General features: G+C 67.6%; 15 protein-coding genes. 9 read left to right on the top strand and 6 right to left on the bottom strand.

Going from position 1 to position 16,914, the window contains the following annotated elements:
* The first annotated feature begins 61 nt into the window (after window positions 1–61).
* Genes HPC46_RS16465 through HPC46_RS16455 form a run of 3 tightly spaced genes read left to right on the top strand, consistent with a single transcriptional unit; the run spans window position 62 to window position 4,509 of the window.
* Complete coding sequence (locus tag HPC46_RS16465; protein WP_179471703.1) at window positions 62–688, top strand: hypothetical protein; 627 nt, start codon at window positions 62–64, stop codon at window positions 686–688.
* Entirely contained in the window at window positions 685–2,583 is a 1,899-nt protein-coding gene (typA, locus tag HPC46_RS16460; RefSeq protein ID WP_179471701.1) for a translational GTPase TypA, read from the top strand. Before HPC46_RS16465 ends, typA begins: the two co-directional genes overlap by 4 nt.
* A gap of 21 nt (window positions 2,584–2,604) precedes the next feature.
* Complete coding sequence (locus HPC46_RS16455; RefSeq protein WP_179471699.1) at window positions 2,605–4,509, top strand: ABC transporter family substrate-binding protein; 1,905 nt, start codon at window positions 2,605–2,607, stop codon at window positions 4,507–4,509.
* Window positions 4,510–4,511: 2 nt separating this feature from the next.
* On the opposite strand, the gene HPC46_RS16450 is transcribed toward HPC46_RS16455, so the two are convergent.
* The 3 genes from HPC46_RS16450 to HPC46_RS16440 all read right to left on the bottom strand — a co-directional run bounded on the left by HPC46_RS16450 (window position 4,512) and on the right by HPC46_RS16440 (window position 7,901).
* Window positions 4,512–5,456: a hypothetical protein gene (locus HPC46_RS16450; protein WP_179471697.1), complete on the bottom strand. Its 945-nt coding sequence runs from the start codon at window positions 5,454–5,456 to the stop codon at window positions 4,512–4,514.
* A gap of 147 nt (window positions 5,457–5,603) precedes the next feature.
* Window positions 5,604–6,587 carry a hypothetical protein gene (locus HPC46_RS16445; protein ID WP_179471695.1) on the bottom strand — a complete coding sequence of 328 codons (984 nt, stop codon included), beginning with the start codon at window positions 6,585–6,587 and terminating at the stop codon, window positions 5,604–5,606.
* Window positions 6,588–6,884: 297 nt separating this feature from the next.
* Window positions 6,885–7,901: a class I SAM-dependent methyltransferase gene (locus tag HPC46_RS16440; RefSeq protein WP_179471939.1), complete on the bottom strand. Its 1,017-nt coding sequence runs from the start codon at window positions 7,899–7,901 to the stop codon at window positions 6,885–6,887.
* A 257-nt stretch (window positions 7,902–8,158) separates the two neighbouring features.
* Here HPC46_RS16440 and HPC46_RS16435 point away from each other — a divergent pair, with 257 nt between their 5' ends.
* On the top strand, window positions 8,159–8,632 hold the full coding sequence (locus tag HPC46_RS16435; RefSeq protein ID WP_179471693.1) for a hypothetical protein: 474 nt from the start codon (window positions 8,159–8,161) through the stop codon (window positions 8,630–8,632).
* Between the two features lie 2 nt (window positions 8,633–8,634).
* Here HPC46_RS16435 and HPC46_RS16430 read toward each other — a convergent pair whose 3' ends face one another.
* Entirely contained in the window at window positions 8,635–9,873 is a 1,239-nt protein-coding gene (locus tag HPC46_RS16430) for a chloride channel protein (RefSeq protein WP_179471691.1), read from the bottom strand.
* Window positions 9,874–9,913: 40 nt separating this feature from the next.
* On the opposite strand from HPC46_RS16430, the gene mshB reads away from it, so the two are divergent.
* Window positions 9,914–10,780, top strand: coding sequence for an N-acetyl-1-D-myo-inositol-2-amino-2-deoxy-alpha-D-glucopyranoside deacetylase (mshB, locus tag HPC46_RS16425; RefSeq protein ID WP_179471689.1), 867 nt, complete (start codon window positions 9,914–9,916; stop codon window positions 10,778–10,780).
* A gap of 6 nt (window positions 10,781–10,786) precedes the next feature.
* Entirely contained in the window at window positions 10,787–11,203 is a 417-nt protein-coding gene (locus HPC46_RS16420) for a hypothetical protein (RefSeq protein WP_179471687.1), read from the top strand.
* On the opposite strand, the gene HPC46_RS16415 is transcribed toward HPC46_RS16420, so the two are convergent.
* On the bottom strand, window positions 11,200–12,123 hold the full coding sequence (locus HPC46_RS16415; RefSeq protein ID WP_179471685.1) for a hypothetical protein: 924 nt from the start codon (window positions 12,121–12,123) through the stop codon (window positions 11,200–11,202). The genes HPC46_RS16420 and HPC46_RS16415 overlap by 4 nt on opposite strands.
* 255 nt (window positions 12,124–12,378) lie before the next feature.
* On the opposite strand from HPC46_RS16415, the gene HPC46_RS16410 reads away from it, so the two are divergent.
* From HPC46_RS16410 to dapC, 3 genes are all read left to right on the top strand, one after another.
* Window positions 12,379–14,922, top strand: coding sequence for a bifunctional FO biosynthesis protein CofGH (locus HPC46_RS16410; RefSeq protein WP_218894274.1), 2,544 nt, complete (start codon window positions 12,379–12,381; stop codon window positions 14,920–14,922).
* Window positions 14,923–15,302: 380 nt separating this feature from the next.
* A complete protein-coding gene (gene fdxA, locus HPC46_RS16405; protein WP_005147036.1) occupies window positions 15,303–15,626 on the top strand; it encodes a ferredoxin in 324 nt (107 codons plus the stop codon).
* A gap of 20 nt (window positions 15,627–15,646) precedes the next feature.
* Window positions 15,647–16,750 (top strand): succinyldiaminopimelate transaminase, encoded by a 1,104-nt coding sequence (gene dapC, locus HPC46_RS16400; protein ID WP_325096690.1) that lies wholly within the window; start codon window positions 15,647–15,649, stop codon window positions 16,748–16,750.
* A 38-nt stretch (window positions 16,751–16,788) separates the two neighbouring features.
* Here dapC and HPC46_RS16395 read toward each other — a convergent pair.
* On the bottom strand, window positions 16,789–16,914 hold a 126-nt coding region (locus HPC46_RS16395; protein WP_179471683.1), incomplete at its 5' end, for an MspA family porin.

Raw genomic sequence — 16,914 nt, 5'->3', positions numbered from 1 at the left:
TGACGGCGGTAACCCAGGCTAACTCCGCGGGGTTTGCATCCGGTGTGGATTGCCTGCTGAAATGCCGAGTGTGGGGACCCTGGCGACCCTGTCGCGGCAGTGCTGGCTGTTCGCCGTCGGTTCCTCCTTCTTCGCGCTGGCGACCCTGCCCGGTTTCTCGACGGTTGCCGGTGCCGGTGCGGCCAACTGGTTGTGCTTCATCGGATCCTGGTTCTTCACCGCCGCTGCCTGGATGCAACTCATGCTGTCGGCACCGCCCCAGAGGCTGGAATGGCTCTCGGCGGCAATTCAATTCGCCGGAACGATCCTGTTCAACATCAGCACCGGCAGCGCGGTCTGGGCGCACGCCACCGGGGTGCGGCGCCACTATGTCTGGGCCCCGGATGCGCTGGGGTCCATCGCCTTCCTGGTCAGTGCGGCGCTCGGGGTGGCCGCGGCCACCATCGCGATAGGTCTGATCGCACTGGGCTCGCGGGACTGGCAGGCCGAGTGGATCAACATGATCGGCTCGATCGCCTTCGGCGCCTCCGCGGTGGGCGCGTTCGTGCGGCGCACCGGCATCACCGAGGACGAGCTGCTGGCCAACCTCGGCACCTTCCTCGGGGCGCTGTGTTTCCTGGGTGCGGCCCTGCTGGTCCTTCCCCGTTTTCGCAAAAGGGCACCTGCGCTGCGAGAATCAGGGCCGTGAACAACCAAGACTTCCGCAATGTCGCCATTGTGGCGCACGTCGACCATGGCAAGACCACGCTGGTGGACGCCATGTTGCGGCAGTCCGGTGCCCTGACCCACCGCGGCGACGACACCATCGAACGCCTGATGGATTCCGGTGACCTGGAGAAGGAAAAGGGCATCACGATCCTGGCGAAAAACACCGCTGTGCACCGTCATCACCCCGACGGTTCCATGACCGTGATCAACGTCATAGACACCCCCGGCCACGCCGACTTCGGCGGTGAGGTGGAGCGCGGGCTGTCCATGGTCGACGGGGTGCTGCTGCTGGTCGACGCCTCGGAGGGGCCGCTGCCCCAGACCCGGTTCGTGCTGCGCAAGGCGCTGTCCGCGCACCTGCCGGTGATCCTGGTGGTCAACAAGACCGACCGGCCCGACGCCCGCATCGCCGAGGTCGTCGAGGAAAGCCACGACCTGCTGCTCGACGTCGCCTCCGATCTTGACGAGGAAGCGCAGGCGGCCGCCGAGAAGGCGCTCGACCTGCCCACGCTCTACGCGTCGGGCCGTGCGGGCATCGCCAGCACCACCCAACCGGCCAACGGCGAGAACCCCGACGGGGAGAACCTCGACCCGCTGTTCGACGTGCTGCTCGAGCACATCCCGCCGCCGCAGGGCGATCCCGAGGCGCCGCTGCAGGCGCTGGTGACCAACCTCGACGCGTCGGCATTCCTGGGCCGGCTCGCCCTGATCCGCATCTACAAGGGCCGCATCAAGAAGGGCCAGCAGGTGGCCTGGATGCGTGACGTCGACGGCCACCCCGTGATCACGAACGCCAAGATCACCGAGCTGCTGGTCACCGAGGGCGTCGAACGCACCCCGACCGACGAGGCCGTCGCGGGGGATATCGTCGCGGTTGCGGGCATTCCCGAGATCATGATCGGCGACACCCTCGCCGACACCGACCACGCACACGCACTACCGCGCATCCACGTCGACGAGCCCGCGATCTCGGTGACGATCGGCACCAACACCTCACCCCTGGCCGGTAAGGTGTCCGGTCACAAGCTGACCGCGCGAATGGTCAAGTCCCGCTTGGATTCCGAACTGATCGGCAATGTGTCCATCAAGGTCGTCGACATCGGCCGCCCGGACGCGTGGGAGGTCCAGGGCCGTGGTGAGCTCGCGCTGGCCGTGCTCGTGGAGCAGATGCGGCGCGAAGGCTTCGAGCTGACCGTCGGCAAGCCGCAGGTGGTCACCCGCACCGTCGACGGCAAGCTGCACGAGCCCTTCGAGGCCATGACGATCGACTGTCCCGAGGAGTTCGTCGGTGCCATCACGCAGCTGATGGCCGCCCGCAAGGGCCGCATGGAAGAGATGACCAACCACGCGGCCGGCTGGGTGCGGATGGACTTCATCGTGCCCAGCCGCGGACTCATCGGATTCCGCACCGATTTCCTGACGCTGACCCGTGGCACCGGTATCGCCAACGCGGTGTTCGACGGCTACCGGCCGTGGGCGGGGGAGATCCGCGCCCGGCACACCGGATCGCTCGTCTCCGACCGTGCCGGCCAGATCACCCCGTTCGCGATGATCCAGCTGGCCGACCGCGGGCAGTTCTTCGTCGAGCCCGGGCAGGACACCTACGAGGGGCAGGTCGTCGGAATCAATCCGCGCGCCGAGGATCTCGACATCAACATCACCCGCGAGAAGAAGCTCACCAACATGCGGTCCTCGACCGCCGATGTGATGGAGACGCTGGCGCGTCCGCTGGAACTCGACCTCGAGCAGGCGATGGAGTTCTGCGCGGCCGACGAGTGCGTCGAGGTGACTCCGGAGATCGTCCGGGTCCGCAAGGTGGAGCTGGACGCCACCAGCCGGGCCAGGGCCAAGTCCCGAGCCAAGCAGCAGGGCTGACCCGGGCCTATCGCTACTCTGATGGGCGTGCCGGACAGACGACGCAGCCTGCAAGCCCTGGCTGTGTTCGGGTCGGTGCTGGTCACGGCCGCGTGTACGGTCAGTCCGCCGCCCGCTCCGCAGAGCACCGAGACCACGAATGCACCGCCGCCGCCACCGGCCCGGGCCACCCAGATCATCATGGGCATCGACTCGATCGGCGCCGGCTTCAACCCGCATCTGCTCTCGGATCAATCGCCGGTCAACGCCGCCATCAGCGCGCTGGTCCTGCCCAGTTCGTTCCGGCCGGTGCCCGACCCGACCACGTCGACCGGCTCGCGCTGGGAGATGGACCCCACGCTGCTGGTCTCGGCCGAAGTGACCAACCAGAACCCGTTCACCGTCACCTACAAGATCCGTCCCGAGGCGTCCTGGACCGACAACGCCCCGATCGCCGCCGACGACTTCTGGTACCTGTGGCGCCAGATGGTCAGCGAGCCCGGCGTCGTCGACCCGGCGGGCTACGACCTGATCACCGGCGTGCAGTCGATCGAGGGCGGCAAGACCGCGGTGGTCACCTTCTCCCAGCCATACCCCGCGTGGCGGGAGCTGTTCAACGATCTGCTGCCCGCCCACATCGTCAAGGACGTGCCCGGCGGCTTCCCGGCCGGCCTGGCCCGCGCGCTGCCGGTGACCGCCGGCCAGTTCCGGGTGGACAACATCGACCCGCAGCGCGACGAGATCCTGCTGGCGCGTAACGACCGGTTCTGGGGGCCGCCCGCCCATCCCGATCAGATCCTGTTCCGCCGAGCGGGTGCGCCTGCCGCCCTGGCCGACTCGATCCGCAACGGTGACACGCAGGTGGCGCAGGTACACGGCGGTGCGGCGGCGTTCGCGCAGCTGTCGGCCATCCCCGATGTGCGTACGGCGCGCATCGTCACCCCGCGGGTCATGCAGCTGACCCTGCGGGCGGTCGAGCCGAAGCTATCGGATCCGGCTGTGCGCAAAGGAATTTTGGGCCTGCTCGACGTGGATCTGCTCGCCGCGGTGGGTGCCGGCAGCGACAACACCGTCACCCTGGCCCAGGCCCAGGTCCGTGCGCCCAGCGATCCGGGCTATGTGCCCACCGCGCCGCCCGCACTGGGTCCGCAGCGGTCGCTCGAGCTGCTCGAGCAGGCCGGCTTCCAGATCGACCGCACCCCAACCGAATCGCCGGTGCAGCCGCCACCGTCGGCCGGATCACGCACTGCCACACCGCAGCCCGGCCCGCCGGAGATCACTCGCGGACGGATCAGCAAGGACGGCGAGACGCTGTCGCTGGTGATCGGGGTGGCCGCCAACGACCCGACCGCCGTGGCCGTCGCCAACACCGCGGCCGATCAACTGCGCAGTGTCGGCATCGCTGCGACCGTGCTGGCGCTCGATCCGCCGGTGCTGTATGGGGATGCGCTGGTGAACAACCGAGTCGACGCGATCGTCGGCTGGCATGCCGCGGGCGGTGACCTGGCCACCGTGCTCGCGTCCCGCTACGGGTGCCCGGCCTTACAGGCGACCGCCGTGCCGACAGCCCCGCCCGCCACGCCCTCCACCACATCGTCGACGCCGTCATCGAGCCCGTCGCCCGGCCCGGCCACCACGACGCAGACGTCCCCGCCGGTGCCGGTGCCCGACTCCGGCGCGCTGGTGCAGGCGCCCTCGAACCTCACCGGCATCTGCGACCGCAGCATTCAGCCCAATATCGATGCGGCCCTTGATGGTTCGGCAAAGATCGACGACGTGATCAATCTGGTCGAACCCCGGCTGTGGAACCTGTCGACGGTATTGCCGATCCTGCAGGACACCACCATCGTCGCGGTGGGTCCCAGCGTGCAGAACGTGAGCCTGACCGGCGCGGTGCCGGTCGGCATCGTCGGTGACGCCGGCCGCTGGGCCAAGGCCGCCCAGTAGTCCTATTCCGCGGACGCGGCCTTGTGCGCGCGCTTCGAGCCGGCGACCGAACCCTTCTTGGTTACTGACTTGTCGTTGTCGGCAACAGTTTTCGTCGGCTTCGTGGTCTTGGCAAGGCGGGAGGTTGCCCCGGCCGGGGGCGGGACCGTCGGGATCGGCCGGGTGGTCACCCCTGGACCGTTGGTGAGGTCGGCGTACACCCGCGCCCGCCCCGTGTCGATCTTGAATGCGAGGTCGGACACGGCGGCGGTGACAGCCTGCTGGATCGGTGCACGACCAGCGGTCAATGCGCTGACGACATCGCCGGTTTGCGCGAGTGTCGATGCGAAGGCCGTCGCCCCGGCCACGGCGCCGCCGAGCATTGTCAGTGGCCCTTGCACCAGCGCTTGAGCGGCGATCTGATAGCCGGCAACAAGTGCGTCCTGGGATGCGGTGAAGGTCCTTTCGAGGGTGGCTTGTAGCCCGAAGCCGCCGAAGGGAGTGCGCGATGCCGTCAGCAGGCTGAAGGTGTTGGTGATCGGCACCTGGATGGCGAGCAGCGCGACGCCGAGCGCCTGGGCGGGGTCCTGGCCGGCCTGCAATGCCCTGACAAGCGCAACTGGGCTGGAGATCAGCCCCTGGCCCAGTCCGACGAGGCCCCAGCCGGTGAACGGCGCGTAGGTCGGGTCGGGTGCGGGCGTGTTCGGTCCCAGGCAGTAGGTCTCGCACTGCTGGGTGCTGCCGACCAGGATCGGTGTCGCGGCGAGCAGGTCGCCCAGCACGTTGATGCCGATCTGGTAGGGGATCGCGCCGAACGCCGGCACGGTGAGGTCGGTGAGCTGGATTTCGGGTAGGTGCACCGACGCGATCCGGACGTCCTGGCTCGGGCTCAGTGGACTGACCGCGATGACGGCTGCCCCGGCGAGCGCGATGCTGGTCTTGTGGAGCGCGTTGATTGCTGCAGGCATTTCAAGCCCCTTCCCCCGAACTGTACCGACCAGCGAAAACTACCTGAGAGCACACTGAGAAAAGGGGAAATCCGCCTTTGCGGAGCGAGTTTTTTGAAGGCGCAATGACTGCCCCGGGAGACGAGCTGCGGCTTTTGGCAGGTCGGGTCAGTCGGAGGACGAGTCCGAGCTGGCGCCGGGCTTCGAATCCCGGGCCGAACCCGCCGTAGAGCGTGTCGACCCCGACGACGCCTTGGTGTTGCTGTGCGCTTTGGTGGACGTCGTGGTCGACCTCGATGCCGTCGGGGTGGGCCGGAGTGCGATGGCCACCTGCGGCGTCTCGACCTGCTTGCGACCCGATTCGCCCTCGCCTGTGCCCTCGCGGCTCGGACGTGCCGACCCGCCCGTCGCGGGCTTCGGGGTCTCGGCACCGGTGACCTGCTCGACCAGGCGCTTGGCCGCGGTCGGCGGCACCGCCGGTGCCTGCCGGCCATAGAGGACGTCTCGGATCCCGTCGAGGATGATCAGCCCGGGGCCGAAGAACGCCTTGATGGCCGCCTTGACCGTGTCCAGTGCGCCAGTGATGTTCCCGTTGAGCAGGTCCACCACCGCGACGATGACGAACTCGGGGACCCTGATGATGACCTGGACGAGTGCGACGGAGGCCTCGACGACCTTCCCGCCGAGATACGAAGTGTCGGCGACGAGGCCGTTCAACACCTGCACCACGTCAGAGCTGGCGACCGCAGAAGCAAAGCCGGTGCTGGCGGCGAGCGAAGCCGCGTTGGGGGACTCGATGAACGGCGCGACCACGGGCTCGGGCCGGTAGGCCGTTTGCTCGGGTGCGGCCGCCGCGACCACCACATCGGGGCCGATCGCCGAGGCGACCTCGCGGCTGATGCGGTCGGCGTCGGCGGCCAGTGCGGCGAGGATCTGCGCCAGCGCCGGGCCGAGATTCGATACCGGCAACTGCGGCGTCAGGGCGCTGAGCAGTGACTTGTCGGACGGGCTGAGCAGGTCGGGACTGGTCGACAACTGGGTGGTCGAGATCTGCATATCCCTGGATGGGGGCGCGAGGGGGTTTGCGACGACCACAGTGGCCGCCACCAGCGCCACTCCTGTGGTGAGGAATGGCCCCAAGGCCCGTCGCATGCCGTCTCCCTCCGCTGTTTGCGGCATAGCTAATGCAGAACGATACCTGAGAGGAGGCTGATAAGGCTAAAGACTCTTCCTGAGAATTTTTGCCAATCTGTTCGCCGGCGTCGTTGCCTGACCTGGAGAAAGTCCTTGCGGGCCAGGCAAATCCGTTCGTCTGGGTGATGTCGGCTCACCTGAGGGTCTTCGCGCCCGCAAATATCGCAATATCGCGATGCGCGTGGGGCTCCTGTGACGGGCGTCACCCGATAGGTACATAGCCCGATACAGCGCCAGCAAATATTGTCCAGTTCGTCACCCGGCGCGGGGCCCGCCGAGGGCACCGGCCTTCTGATAGACCAACCACCGCATCTCGATCGGGCGCTCCGCGCGGGGCACGTCGAAGACGTCCTGGCCGCTGACCCAATCGGCATACCAGCTGGTGGGAGGCCATGACTCGGCCGGCAGATGGCCCTTCTCGTAGTCGTACACCGACTCGTCGGACACCAGTGTCAGCGGAAAACCGGCCAGCGCGCCGGACATCTGGGATTGGGTGAAGATCGTCGTGTAGCACTGCTGGCCCAGCTGAAGAGCACCCTCGTCGGGCGTGTAGTCCCGGTGCGCGACGAACGCGTTGAACACCAGCAGGCCGCTGGGGGCCAGGCACTGCGAGGCCAGGTCGAAGACTCCGCGCAGCTGATCCGCCGACCGGAAGTCGGACACCACCTCGGACAGCAGGATCAGCTGGTAGTCGCGACGCAGGTCGTCCAGAGTCGCGAAGATGTCGCGCTGCAATACCCGGACCGTCAGCGATTCCTTCTGTGCCCCGACGAGGATGGTCTCGGCGAATGACGGCGTCATCTCCACCGCGTCGACAGGATGACCGCGCCTGGCCAGCGCCAGCGCATTGCGTCCGGTCCCCGCGCCCAGGTCGAGGATCGGAAACGAGGCGGGGTCGGCGGCTTCGCCGGCCAGCGTCCACACCCGAGCGTCGGGTTCGGAGCCGAACAGCGGTGGTTCCCGCGTGGCGATCCAGTTCTCGTACGCGCCCTCGACTGACCACCAGCGGCACTTCACGTGGTAATTCACCACCATGCCGACTGGCGCTTCGTAGCTGATCACGATCTCCGACCGCGGTGACGCGGCGAAGGCCTCGCCCAGCTGGTCACGCAGGATGTTGCGCAGGTTGTCGATCTGCTCGTCGGTGAACCCCCGGCCCAGGCTGTCGAAAAGACCCGTGCACATCGCCACATATTCTTCGAGCATTCCGGGCACCGCGGGCACGCTGATCTCGCCGGTGGCGATCGCACGCCGGTGTAGTCGGCGGGCCATTGCTTGTCGAAGCGGCGAGTTTTCCACCACGTCCTTCTACCTGATGCGGCGGCCGTTGTCAGGGGTCGCTGAGAAACCGTTTCCCGGCGAGCACTGGTCAGAAGTGGGTGGGCTGTTTCGAGAATGGGTCATCATCTTCGAAATTGGGAATTCATTCTGCAGTCGATGCTATCCAGAAACATTGATGCTCATGCACTTTCACTGGAAATCCGTCCATTGTCGGTTCCCGGGCCATTTCCCGCCGATATAGTCAATTGATGTCGGATGCCGACGAAGATGTCGAAGTTCGTTCTGCGCCAATGTTTACCGCGCCGACAATTTGGCAGCGGCTGGCGCCGTTCGCCATTCCGATCGCGGCGATCGCACTGGCCATATCGGTGTGGGCGATGGTGCGCGCATCGGCGGACGACGCCAATGCCGTTGCGCTACCCGGTGATCCGAAGGCGCGGGTGTGCAACGCGTTCGAGATGGTGGCCACCATGCAGGCACGCAATGCTCTGCCGGCCCCTGACGCGAGCCTGGCGATGCTCGGTGCCGGTGACTACCTCCTTCGTCAGCTCGACGCCAATACCCCGGTCCGTCTTGCCGATGCGATCCGGTCGTTCGCCCGCGATTTGCAGGATGTCGGGATGAACGCGCTGGCGGGTGTGCCGTACAGCGATCCACGCCAGGCCGCCCGGCAGGCCGAGGGCGACTTCGACCGCAAGCAGGTCGCCGACCTCTGCAAGTGAGGTCAGTGCAGTGCCGCGTGGTCGGCGCGCCTCGTGAGTCGGCGGTCGAGCAGATGGGCCGCGGTCGCCGCGACGGCGAACACGATCAGCAGCCACAGCGGCGGGCGGGCCAGCTCCCACACGAACAGCGCCGCCCACGTCGGCGCGCCCTGGGTGATCGCCAGGACGCCCGCGGCGCAGGCCAATGACACCGCGGGCACGCTGACCGTCAACGGCGTCCAGGTGTTCACCGCCACCGCCACCACCGAACCCATTGCCGCGCCGGTCGCCAGCGCGGGGGTGAGCATGCCGCCGACGGCGCCGGCGCGGAGGAACAGCGCGGTCAGCATCGGCTTGAGCAGCAGGATGACCGCGGCCGACGCGAGGGTCAGCCCGTCGGCGACGCTCACGGTCAGCACGCTCTTGCCGTTGCCCGGCAGTTCGGGCCACCAGTGCGAGAGGACGCCGATCAGCAGTCCGGCGCCGGCGACCGCCGGAATCAACAGCCACGAGTCACCGACCCGACGAGCTCTGGCGGAGTCCATCAGCCGGTTGAATCCCCGGCCCACCGCGAGCGCCACCGGGGCGAGCAGGACGGCGAACCCGGTCAGCAGATAGGACAGTTCCGGGTTGGGCCAGTGCAGAGGAACTTCGAGGTGGGTGACCGGAGCGGCCACCGCCACCGCGATGCTCGACGTGATCAGTGCCGTGCCGACGATTCGCAGACTCCAGCTGCGCAGCACGATCTGGATTGCGAACAGGGCGCCGCCCATCGGCACGCTGTACACCGCCGCCAGACCCGCACCGGCTGCGCAGCCGAGCAGAATCCGGCGGTCCTGCGGAGTCAGCGTCCACCGAGACGTGCCCAAATCGCCGAGGGCGGCCGCGAATTGCCGAGGCGCACCCTCCCGGCCAAGAGACGCGCCGGCTCCGACGAGCAGCACTTGAAGTCCGGCGTCGATGGTCAACGTCAACCGCTGCATCGGACCGGGCGCGTCGATGGCGTCGGTGAGCGACGGCACCCGCGTCCGCCTGCGAAGCAGCCACCAACCCAGGCCGGCCAGGGTGCCACCGATCATCGGGCCGACCGCCCGTCGCACCGGGCTCGACCCGGTGACACCGTCGAGCAGCGTTCCGAAGCTGTAGTGATAGGTGAGGTGCTCGACGGCGTGCAGCACCAACGTCGTCGCAGCCCCGGCGAGACCGGCCAGCAGACCGATCGCCAAAACCGCGCAGCCGAACTCCAGGTCGCGCCGGTTCACGGGCCGAATCTATGCCACCGGCAACGGTAGGGTGACCCTCGTGGCTTCGCAGGAGACTCCGCGGTTGTTGTTCGTGCACGCCCACCCCGACGACGAGACGATGAACAACGGCGTCACCATTGCCCGCTACGTCGAGCGCGGAGCCGAGGTCACCGTCGTCACCTGCACCCTCGGCGAAGAGGGCGAAATCATCGACGAGCGGTGGCTGGAACTGGCAGTCGATGCGGCCGACCAGCTCGGCGGCTATCGGATCTACGAATTGACGACCGCCCTGCAGACGCTCGGCCTGCCCGGGCCGCGGTTCCTGGGCGGCGCGGGCCACTGGCGTGACTCGGGTATGCCCGGCACCCCCGAGCGCGGCCACACCAAGTTCGTCGACGCCGACTTCGACGAAGCCGTCGGCCTTTTGGTCGCCATCATCGACGAACTGCGTCCGCACGTCGTGGCCACCTATGACCCCGGCGGCGGCTACGGCCACCCCGACCACATCCAGACCCACCGCATCACCACCGCCGCCGTCGCCGCCGCGACGTGGAAGGTGCCGAAGTTCTACTGGGGTGGCATCGGCGCCACCGCTTTTCGCGAGGCCGGCAATGCACTGAGCGACTCCGATGTGCTGGCCGACTGGATCCGGCCCCCCGCCGACGTCGTGTTCGGCTTCACCGACGACCAGATCACCGCCGTCATCGAGGCACCCGAACATGTCGACGCCAAGGTCGATGCCATCGCCGCCCACGCCACCCAGATGCTGGTCGGTCCGACCCGGCGGGCCTTCACCCTGTCCAACAAGGTCGTCCTGCCGGTGCTGTCCGCCGAACACTACGTCCTCGTCGAGGGCACGGCGGGTCCCACCGATGAGCGTGGTTGGGAGACCGATCTTCTGGCCGGTCTCGACCTCGGGCAGTAGACGGGGTTGAAGCAGCCGCCCGCCTCCGTCGAGGTCACCGAAGACCCGGGCACGACCGATCCGGCACTCCGCGCGGTGGTGCTGGCGCTGTTGGCCGTCGACGGTGTCCTATCGGCAGTGGCCGGAGCGCTGCTTCTCCCGTTCTACCTCGGCGCGGTGCCGTTCCCGATCAGCGCCCTCGTCAGCGGTCTGGTGAATCTCGCCCTGGTGTGGGCAGCCGCCCACTGGGCGGTTTCCGCGCGCCTGGCGGCACTGCCGTTGCTGACGTGGTTGATCACCGTCGCCGCGTTGACGCTCGGCGGCCCAGGCGGTGACATCGTCTTCGGCGGCCCCGGCGTGATGGCCTATTCGGTGCTGGCGTTCCTGGCGCTGGGTGCCGGGCCGCCGGCATGGTTCCTGTGGCGGCGCAACCGATCCAGCTAGTCGCCGCCCTTGTCCGCCTTCGGGCCGTGGCTGCGTGCCGAGCCGCCCGTCGACTTCTTGCCGGTGTCGCTGCCGGCCTTGGTGCTCTTGCCGGACGACGGCTTGCTGCTGTCGGCCTTGACGGTCTTCGAGGCGCTCGGCGTGCCGGCAGCCGCGGCGACGACCGGCTCATCGGGTGTATCGACCGTGTCCGTCGTGTCTTGAGATTGCTTGGCGGCCTGCGGCCGGGCGGAGTGACCCGTTCCGGAGGTCTTGGTCGTCGCGGTCTTCTCCATGGCCGCGGCCGAACTCGCCGCACCGGCGGGCGCCTTCGTTGCGGCGAACGGCAGCGGCGGCAGCGGCGGCAGCGGGATCGGGAACCAGGCCAGACTCCAGAAGTAGGCGATCTCCTGCTGGGTCACGACGCTGAGCCCGACCCGGGCGGTGTTCAAAACGGCGGTCAGGCCGTCACGCCACACGGTCGGGTTCCAGAAGTCGTTGACCACCGGATCGAGGAAGTCGTAGACGAAGCTGTCGACCACCGGGAGCGTGAAATTCGGGTACCAGATGTAGATCTGATCGTTGATGAGATAGCCGAACGGAACCCATCCGAGGAGCCAGGGGCCAAGTTCCAGCGACATGTAGTTCGCCCAATACCTGGCAACGCCGTAGACCTGGTCGATGATGTTCGACGCGGTGTTGTTCGCTGTCGCCGACTTCTGGGCCTGGGGTTGCTGAGCCGGTGCGACCGGGTCGGCCGCACCGAGCGCGGCAGCGGCGGTATTGACCTGATTGACCAGCGGCGCCGTCGCGGCGGAGAGGCGCACGGAATCCGCCGTGATCGAGGCTGGGGCCGATGGCTGCACCGGTGCGATCGCCATGGTTCCGACGACCATCGCCGCCGCACCTGCCATCAGAGAGGAACGGATGGACACGGTCATGGCTAAACCCCCAACTCGGATTGCAGCTAACAATGACAACTTACGTTGCGGGCAGTGCAGTGTTACAAATTTCTTTGCCGTGTTTGCACGTTTGTGACCCGCTGAGACACGCGACCACGCCGCTTAATGCGGGTACTACTGTGTGGACCATGTCCGTCACCCGAGTTTCAGATTGTGAGACGCGCGGATGATTTCCCAGCTGTCGACGGTTACCGGGGAGTGGCCCTGAACTCGCAGCCCAGCAGTCCGCTGCCCATGCCGGTGATTCCGGCGCGGTCTGAAGCTCCCTCGCCTGCCGCGATGAGACGCGTCCTGCGTCGTGCGCGCGACGGGGTCGCGCTCAATGTGGACGAAGCCGCGATCGCGATGACCGCGCGCGGCGAAGACCTCGCCGAACTGTGTACCAGTGCGGCCCGGGTGCGCGACGCCGGTCTGGAATCGGCAGCCCGCCGCGGCGCGACGGGCAGGCTTCCGATCAGCTACTCGCGCAAGGTGTTCATCCCGGTGACCCACCTGTGCCGGGACACCTGCCACTACTGCACGTTCGTCACGGTGCCCGGCAAGCTGCGCGCGCAGGGCCGCGGCATGTACATGGAGCCCGACGAGATCCTCGACGTTGCGCGGCGCGGTGCCGAATTGGGTTGCAAGGAAGCCTTGTTCACCCTCGGTGACCGTCCGGAGGCGCGCTGGCCCGAGGCCAAGCAGTGGCTCGACGAACGGGGCTACGACTCCACCCTGGACTATGTGCGGGCGATGGCGATCCGCGTGCTCGAGGAGACCGGGCTGCTGCCGCATCTGAACCCCGGCGTGATGAGCTGGTCGGAGCTGTCGCGGTTGAAGCCGGTGGCGCCGTCGATGGGCATGATGCTCGAGACGACGTCACGCCGGCTATATGAGACCCGCGGTGCCGCTCACTATGGCAGTCCCGACAAGGATCCCGTGGTGCGGTTGCGCACGTTGGATGACGCCGGCCGGCTGTCGATCCCGTTCACCACCGGTCTGCTGGTCGGTATCGGGGAGACGCTGACCGAGCGCGCCGAGACCATTCACGCAATCCGGCGCTCGCACAAGGAATTCGGCCACGTCCAGGAAGTGATCGTGCAGAACTTCCGGGCCAAGGACCACACCGCGATGGCCGCGGTGCCCGACGCCGGCATCGACGACTTCCTGGCCACCCTGGCGGTGACCCGCCTGGTGATGGGGCCCAAGGTGCGCATTCAGGCCCCGCCGAACCTGGTGTCCCGCCAGGAGTGCCTGGCCCTGATCGGAGCGGGCGTCGATGACTGGGGCGGGGTGTCGCCGCTGACACCCGACCATGTCAATCCCGAACGGCCCTGGCCGGCGCTCGATGATCTCGCCGCGATCACCGCCGAGGCCGGCTACGACCTGGTGCAGCGACTGACGGCGCAGCCGCAGTATGTGCAGGCCGGCGCGGCGTGGATCGATCCCCGGGTGCAGGGCCATGTCGAGGCACTGGCCGACCCGGATACCGGTTTCGCGCTCGACGTCAATCCGGTGGGCCGCCCGTGGCAGGAGCCCGACGAGGCCACCGAGTCGCTGGGCCGCACGGATCTGCATACCGCGATCGACAGCGAGGGCCGGCTGACAGAGACCCGCAGCGATTTGGGCAGCGCGTTCGGCGATTGGGAGTCGATCCGCGAGAAGGTGCATGAGCTCGCCGCCCGCGCGCCGGAACGGCTCGACACCGATGTGCTGGCCGCGTTGCGCTCCGCTGAGCGCGATCCGGCCGGATGCTCGGACGACGAGTACCTGGCTCTGGCCACCGCTGACGGTCCTGCGATGGATGCTGTTGCCGCACTGGCAGATTCGCTGCGCAAGGATGTTGTGGGTGACGACGTGACGTTCGTCGTGAACCGCAACATCAACTTCACCAACATCTGCTACACCGGGTGCCGGTTCTGTGCGTTCGCGCAACGCAAGGGTGACGCCGACGCCTACTCGCTGTCGACGCAGGAGGTCGCCGACCGCGCCTGGGAGGCGCATGTCGCGGGCGCCACCGAGGTGTGCATGCAAGGTGGTATCGATCCCGAGTTGCCGGTCACCGGGTACGCCGATCTGGTGCGCGCGGTCAAGGCGCGGGTGCCGTCCATGCATGTGCACGCGTTCTCTCCGATGGAGATCGCGAACGGAGTCACCAAGAGCGGCTTGAGCATTCGCGATTGGCTGACCGCACTGCGGGAAGCGGGTCTCGGCTCCATCCCCGGTACGGCAGCCGAGATCCTCGATGACGAGGTCCGCTGGGTGCTCACCAAGGGCAAGCTGCCCACCTCGATGTGGATCGAGGTGGTCACCACCGCACACGAGGTCGGTCTGCGGTCGAGCTCGACGATGATGTACGGGCATGTGGACACCCCGCGGCACTGGGTGGGCCACCTGAATGTGTTGCGCGACATCCAGGACCGCACCGGCGGCTTCACCGAATTCGTTCCGCTGCCGTTCGTGCATCAGAGCTCGCCGCTGTATCTGGCCGGCGGCGCGCGGCCGGGCCCGACGCACCGCGACAACCGTGCGGTTCACGCGTTGGCGCGAATCATGTTGCACGGCAGGATCTCCAACATCCAGACCAGCTGGGTCAAGCTTGGTGTGGAGCGCACCCAGGTGATGCTGACCGGTGGCGCCAACGATCTCGGCGGCACGCTGATGGAGGAGACCATCTCGCGGATGGCAGGTTCGGAGAACGGGTCGGCGAAGTCGGTGGAGGAGCTGGTCGCCATCGCCGAGGGCATCGGTCGCCCGGCCCGTCAGCGCACCACCACCTACACCGACCGCGCGGCCTGATTCAGCTCGTCAGGTTCTGCGCCTTCAGCCAGGTCAGTGCGACGTCGGCGACCTCTTGCCAGCCGTGGTCGAGGGTTGCTGAGCGAAGCGGTCCGACTTGATGCTCCGCGTATGCGGTATGACGTGCCCGGCGATTGTCGACGCAGCGACGGTGTCAGCACGCGATCTGCTGCTGTAGCTGGTTAATATACGTTTCGTCTAGTATCAGTAACCGCGCGGAACACCTGAGTGGAGTGGTACCGGGGACCGAAAAGTTAGGGCACACTGACTCGCCTACCCGGTTACCGGCATCGGATACTAGGCGTTCCCAGCGCCCGCGCTAGACACACAGCCACACCGAAGAACAGCCACACAGAGACGACAGACCGAGGAGAACCTCAGTGACGTACGTGATCGCCGAACCCTGCGTCGACATCAAGGACAAGGCATGTATTGAGGAATGCCCGGTCGACTGCATCTACGAGGGCGCTCGCATGTTGTTCATCCACCCCGACGAATGCGTCGACTGCGGTGCGTGTGAGCCGGTCTGCCCGGTCGAGGCGATCTACTACGAGGACGACGTCCCCGATCAGTGGTCGGGCTACACCCAGATCAACGCCGACTTCTTCGCCGAGCTCGGTTCGCCGGGCGGCGCCTCGAAGGTCGGGCAGACCGATAACGATCCGCAGTCGGTCAAGGATCTGCCGCCCAAGGAAGAGGACTGACGCCTCACATCCCGCTGCGTGTGCGGCGGCACCCCGTCTCGGCGGTGCTGCCCGTCTTTCCGTGGGACACCCTCGCTGAGGTGACCGCGACCGCGCGGGCGCACCCCGGCGGCATCGTCGACCTCTCGGTCGGCACCCCGGTGGACGAGGTGGCTCCGGTGATCCGGGAGGCCCTCGCCGCGGCCAGCAGTGCGCCGGGCTATCCGACGACAGCCGGCACGCCCGCGCTGCGCGCAGCGGCGGTGGCCGCGCTGCACCGCCGTTATGGCGTCACCGACCTGGCCGAGCACGCGGTGTTGCCGGTCATCGGCACCAAGGAGCTGATCGCGTGGCTGCCGACCCTGCTCGGGGTGGGAGCCGACGACGTGGTTGTGGTGCCAGAGCTGGCGTATCCGACCTATGAGGTGGGTGCGCGGCTGGCCGGCGCCAGGGTGATCCCGGCCGATTCGGTGACCCAGCTGGGTCCCGAGTCGCCCGCGGTGATGTTCATCAACTCGCCGAGCAACCCCACGGGCAAGGTGCTGGGCCGCGACCACCTGCGCAAGGTCGTCGAATGGGCCCGCGGACGCGGCACGCTGGTGGTCTCCGATGAGTGTTACCTGGGCTTGGCCTGGGAGGCCGAGGCGACTTCGGTGTTGCATCCGTCGGTCAGCGGTGGCGACCACACCGGTCTGCTGGCGGTGCACTCGTTGTCGAAGACGTCGTCGCTGGCGGGGTACCGCGCCGGGTTCGTCGCTGGTGACGCCGAAGTGGTCGCCGAGTTGCTGGCGGTGCGTAAACACGCCGGGATGATGGTGCCGACGCCGGTGCAGGCGGCGATGGTGGCCGCGCTCGACGACGATGCCCATGAACTCGAGCAGCGGCAGCGCTATGCACGCCGCCGCAATGTTCTGCTCGCCGCGATGAGGTCAGCGGGTTTCACCGTCGACGATTCCGAGGCGGGGCTGTATTTGTGGGCTACTCGCGGTGAGCCGTGCCGGACGACCCTGTCCTGGCTGGCCGAGCGTGGCATTCTCGTCGCTCCCGGGGAGTTCTACGGAGCCCGGGGTGCGCAGCACGTTCGGGTGGCTCTGACCGCGACCGACGAGCGAATCGCCGCCGCGGTGGAGCGGCTGGGCAGCTAGCCCAACCGCTCCACCAAAGCGGGGTCAGACGCTCGTCGTCAGTTCATGTTCCAGGGTTCGCCGTAGGTGGTGACGCTGTCACCGGCCTTGGAGATGAGCCGGGCGAAGGGGCGCAGGAGCACACCGCCGGCGGCACCGGTGACGGTGCCGTGGGCGTTGGCCAC

The sequence above is a fragment of the Mycolicibacterium vinylchloridicum genome (assembly GCF_013404075.1).
In the GTDB taxonomy this organism is placed as follows: domain Bacteria; phylum Actinomycetota; class Actinomycetes; order Mycobacteriales; family Mycobacteriaceae; genus Mycobacterium; species Mycobacterium vinylchloridicum.
The sequence above is the reverse complement of the archived record's forward strand: the minus strand, read 5'-3'. Positions and strand labels throughout refer to the sequence as shown.

What these genes read in the sequence shown, in the direction of transcription:
- HPC46_RS16465 (WP_179471703.1), top strand. Translation starts at nt 62, where the DNA reads ATGCCGAGTGTGGGGACCCTGGCGACCCTGTCGCGGCAGTGCTGGCTG.
- HPC46_RS16455 (WP_179471699.1), top strand. Translation starts at nt 2,605, where the DNA reads ATGGGCGTGCCGGACAGACGACGCAGCCTGCAAGCCCTGGCTGTGTTC.
- HPC46_RS16450 (WP_179471697.1), bottom strand. Translation starts at nt 5,456, where the DNA reads ATGCCTGCAGCAATCAACGCGCTCCACAAGACCAGCATCGCGCTCGCC.
- HPC46_RS16445 (WP_179471695.1), bottom strand. Translation starts at nt 6,587, where the DNA reads ATGCGACGGGCCTTGGGGCCATTCCTCACCACAGGAGTGGCGCTGGTG.
- HPC46_RS16440 (WP_179471939.1), bottom strand. Translation starts at nt 7,901, where the DNA reads ATGGCCCGCCGACTACACCGGCGTGCGATCGCCACCGGCGAGATCAGC.
- HPC46_RS16435 (WP_179471693.1), top strand. Translation starts at nt 8,159, where the DNA reads ATGTCGGATGCCGACGAAGATGTCGAAGTTCGTTCTGCGCCAATGTTT.
- HPC46_RS16415 (WP_179471685.1), bottom strand. Translation starts at nt 12,123, where the DNA reads ATGACCGTGTCCATCCGTTCCTCTCTGATGGCAGGTGCGGCGGCGATG.
- HPC46_RS16410 (WP_218894274.1), top strand. Translation starts at nt 12,379, where the DNA reads ATGCCGGTGATTCCGGCGCGGTCTGAAGCTCCCTCGCCTGCCGCGATG.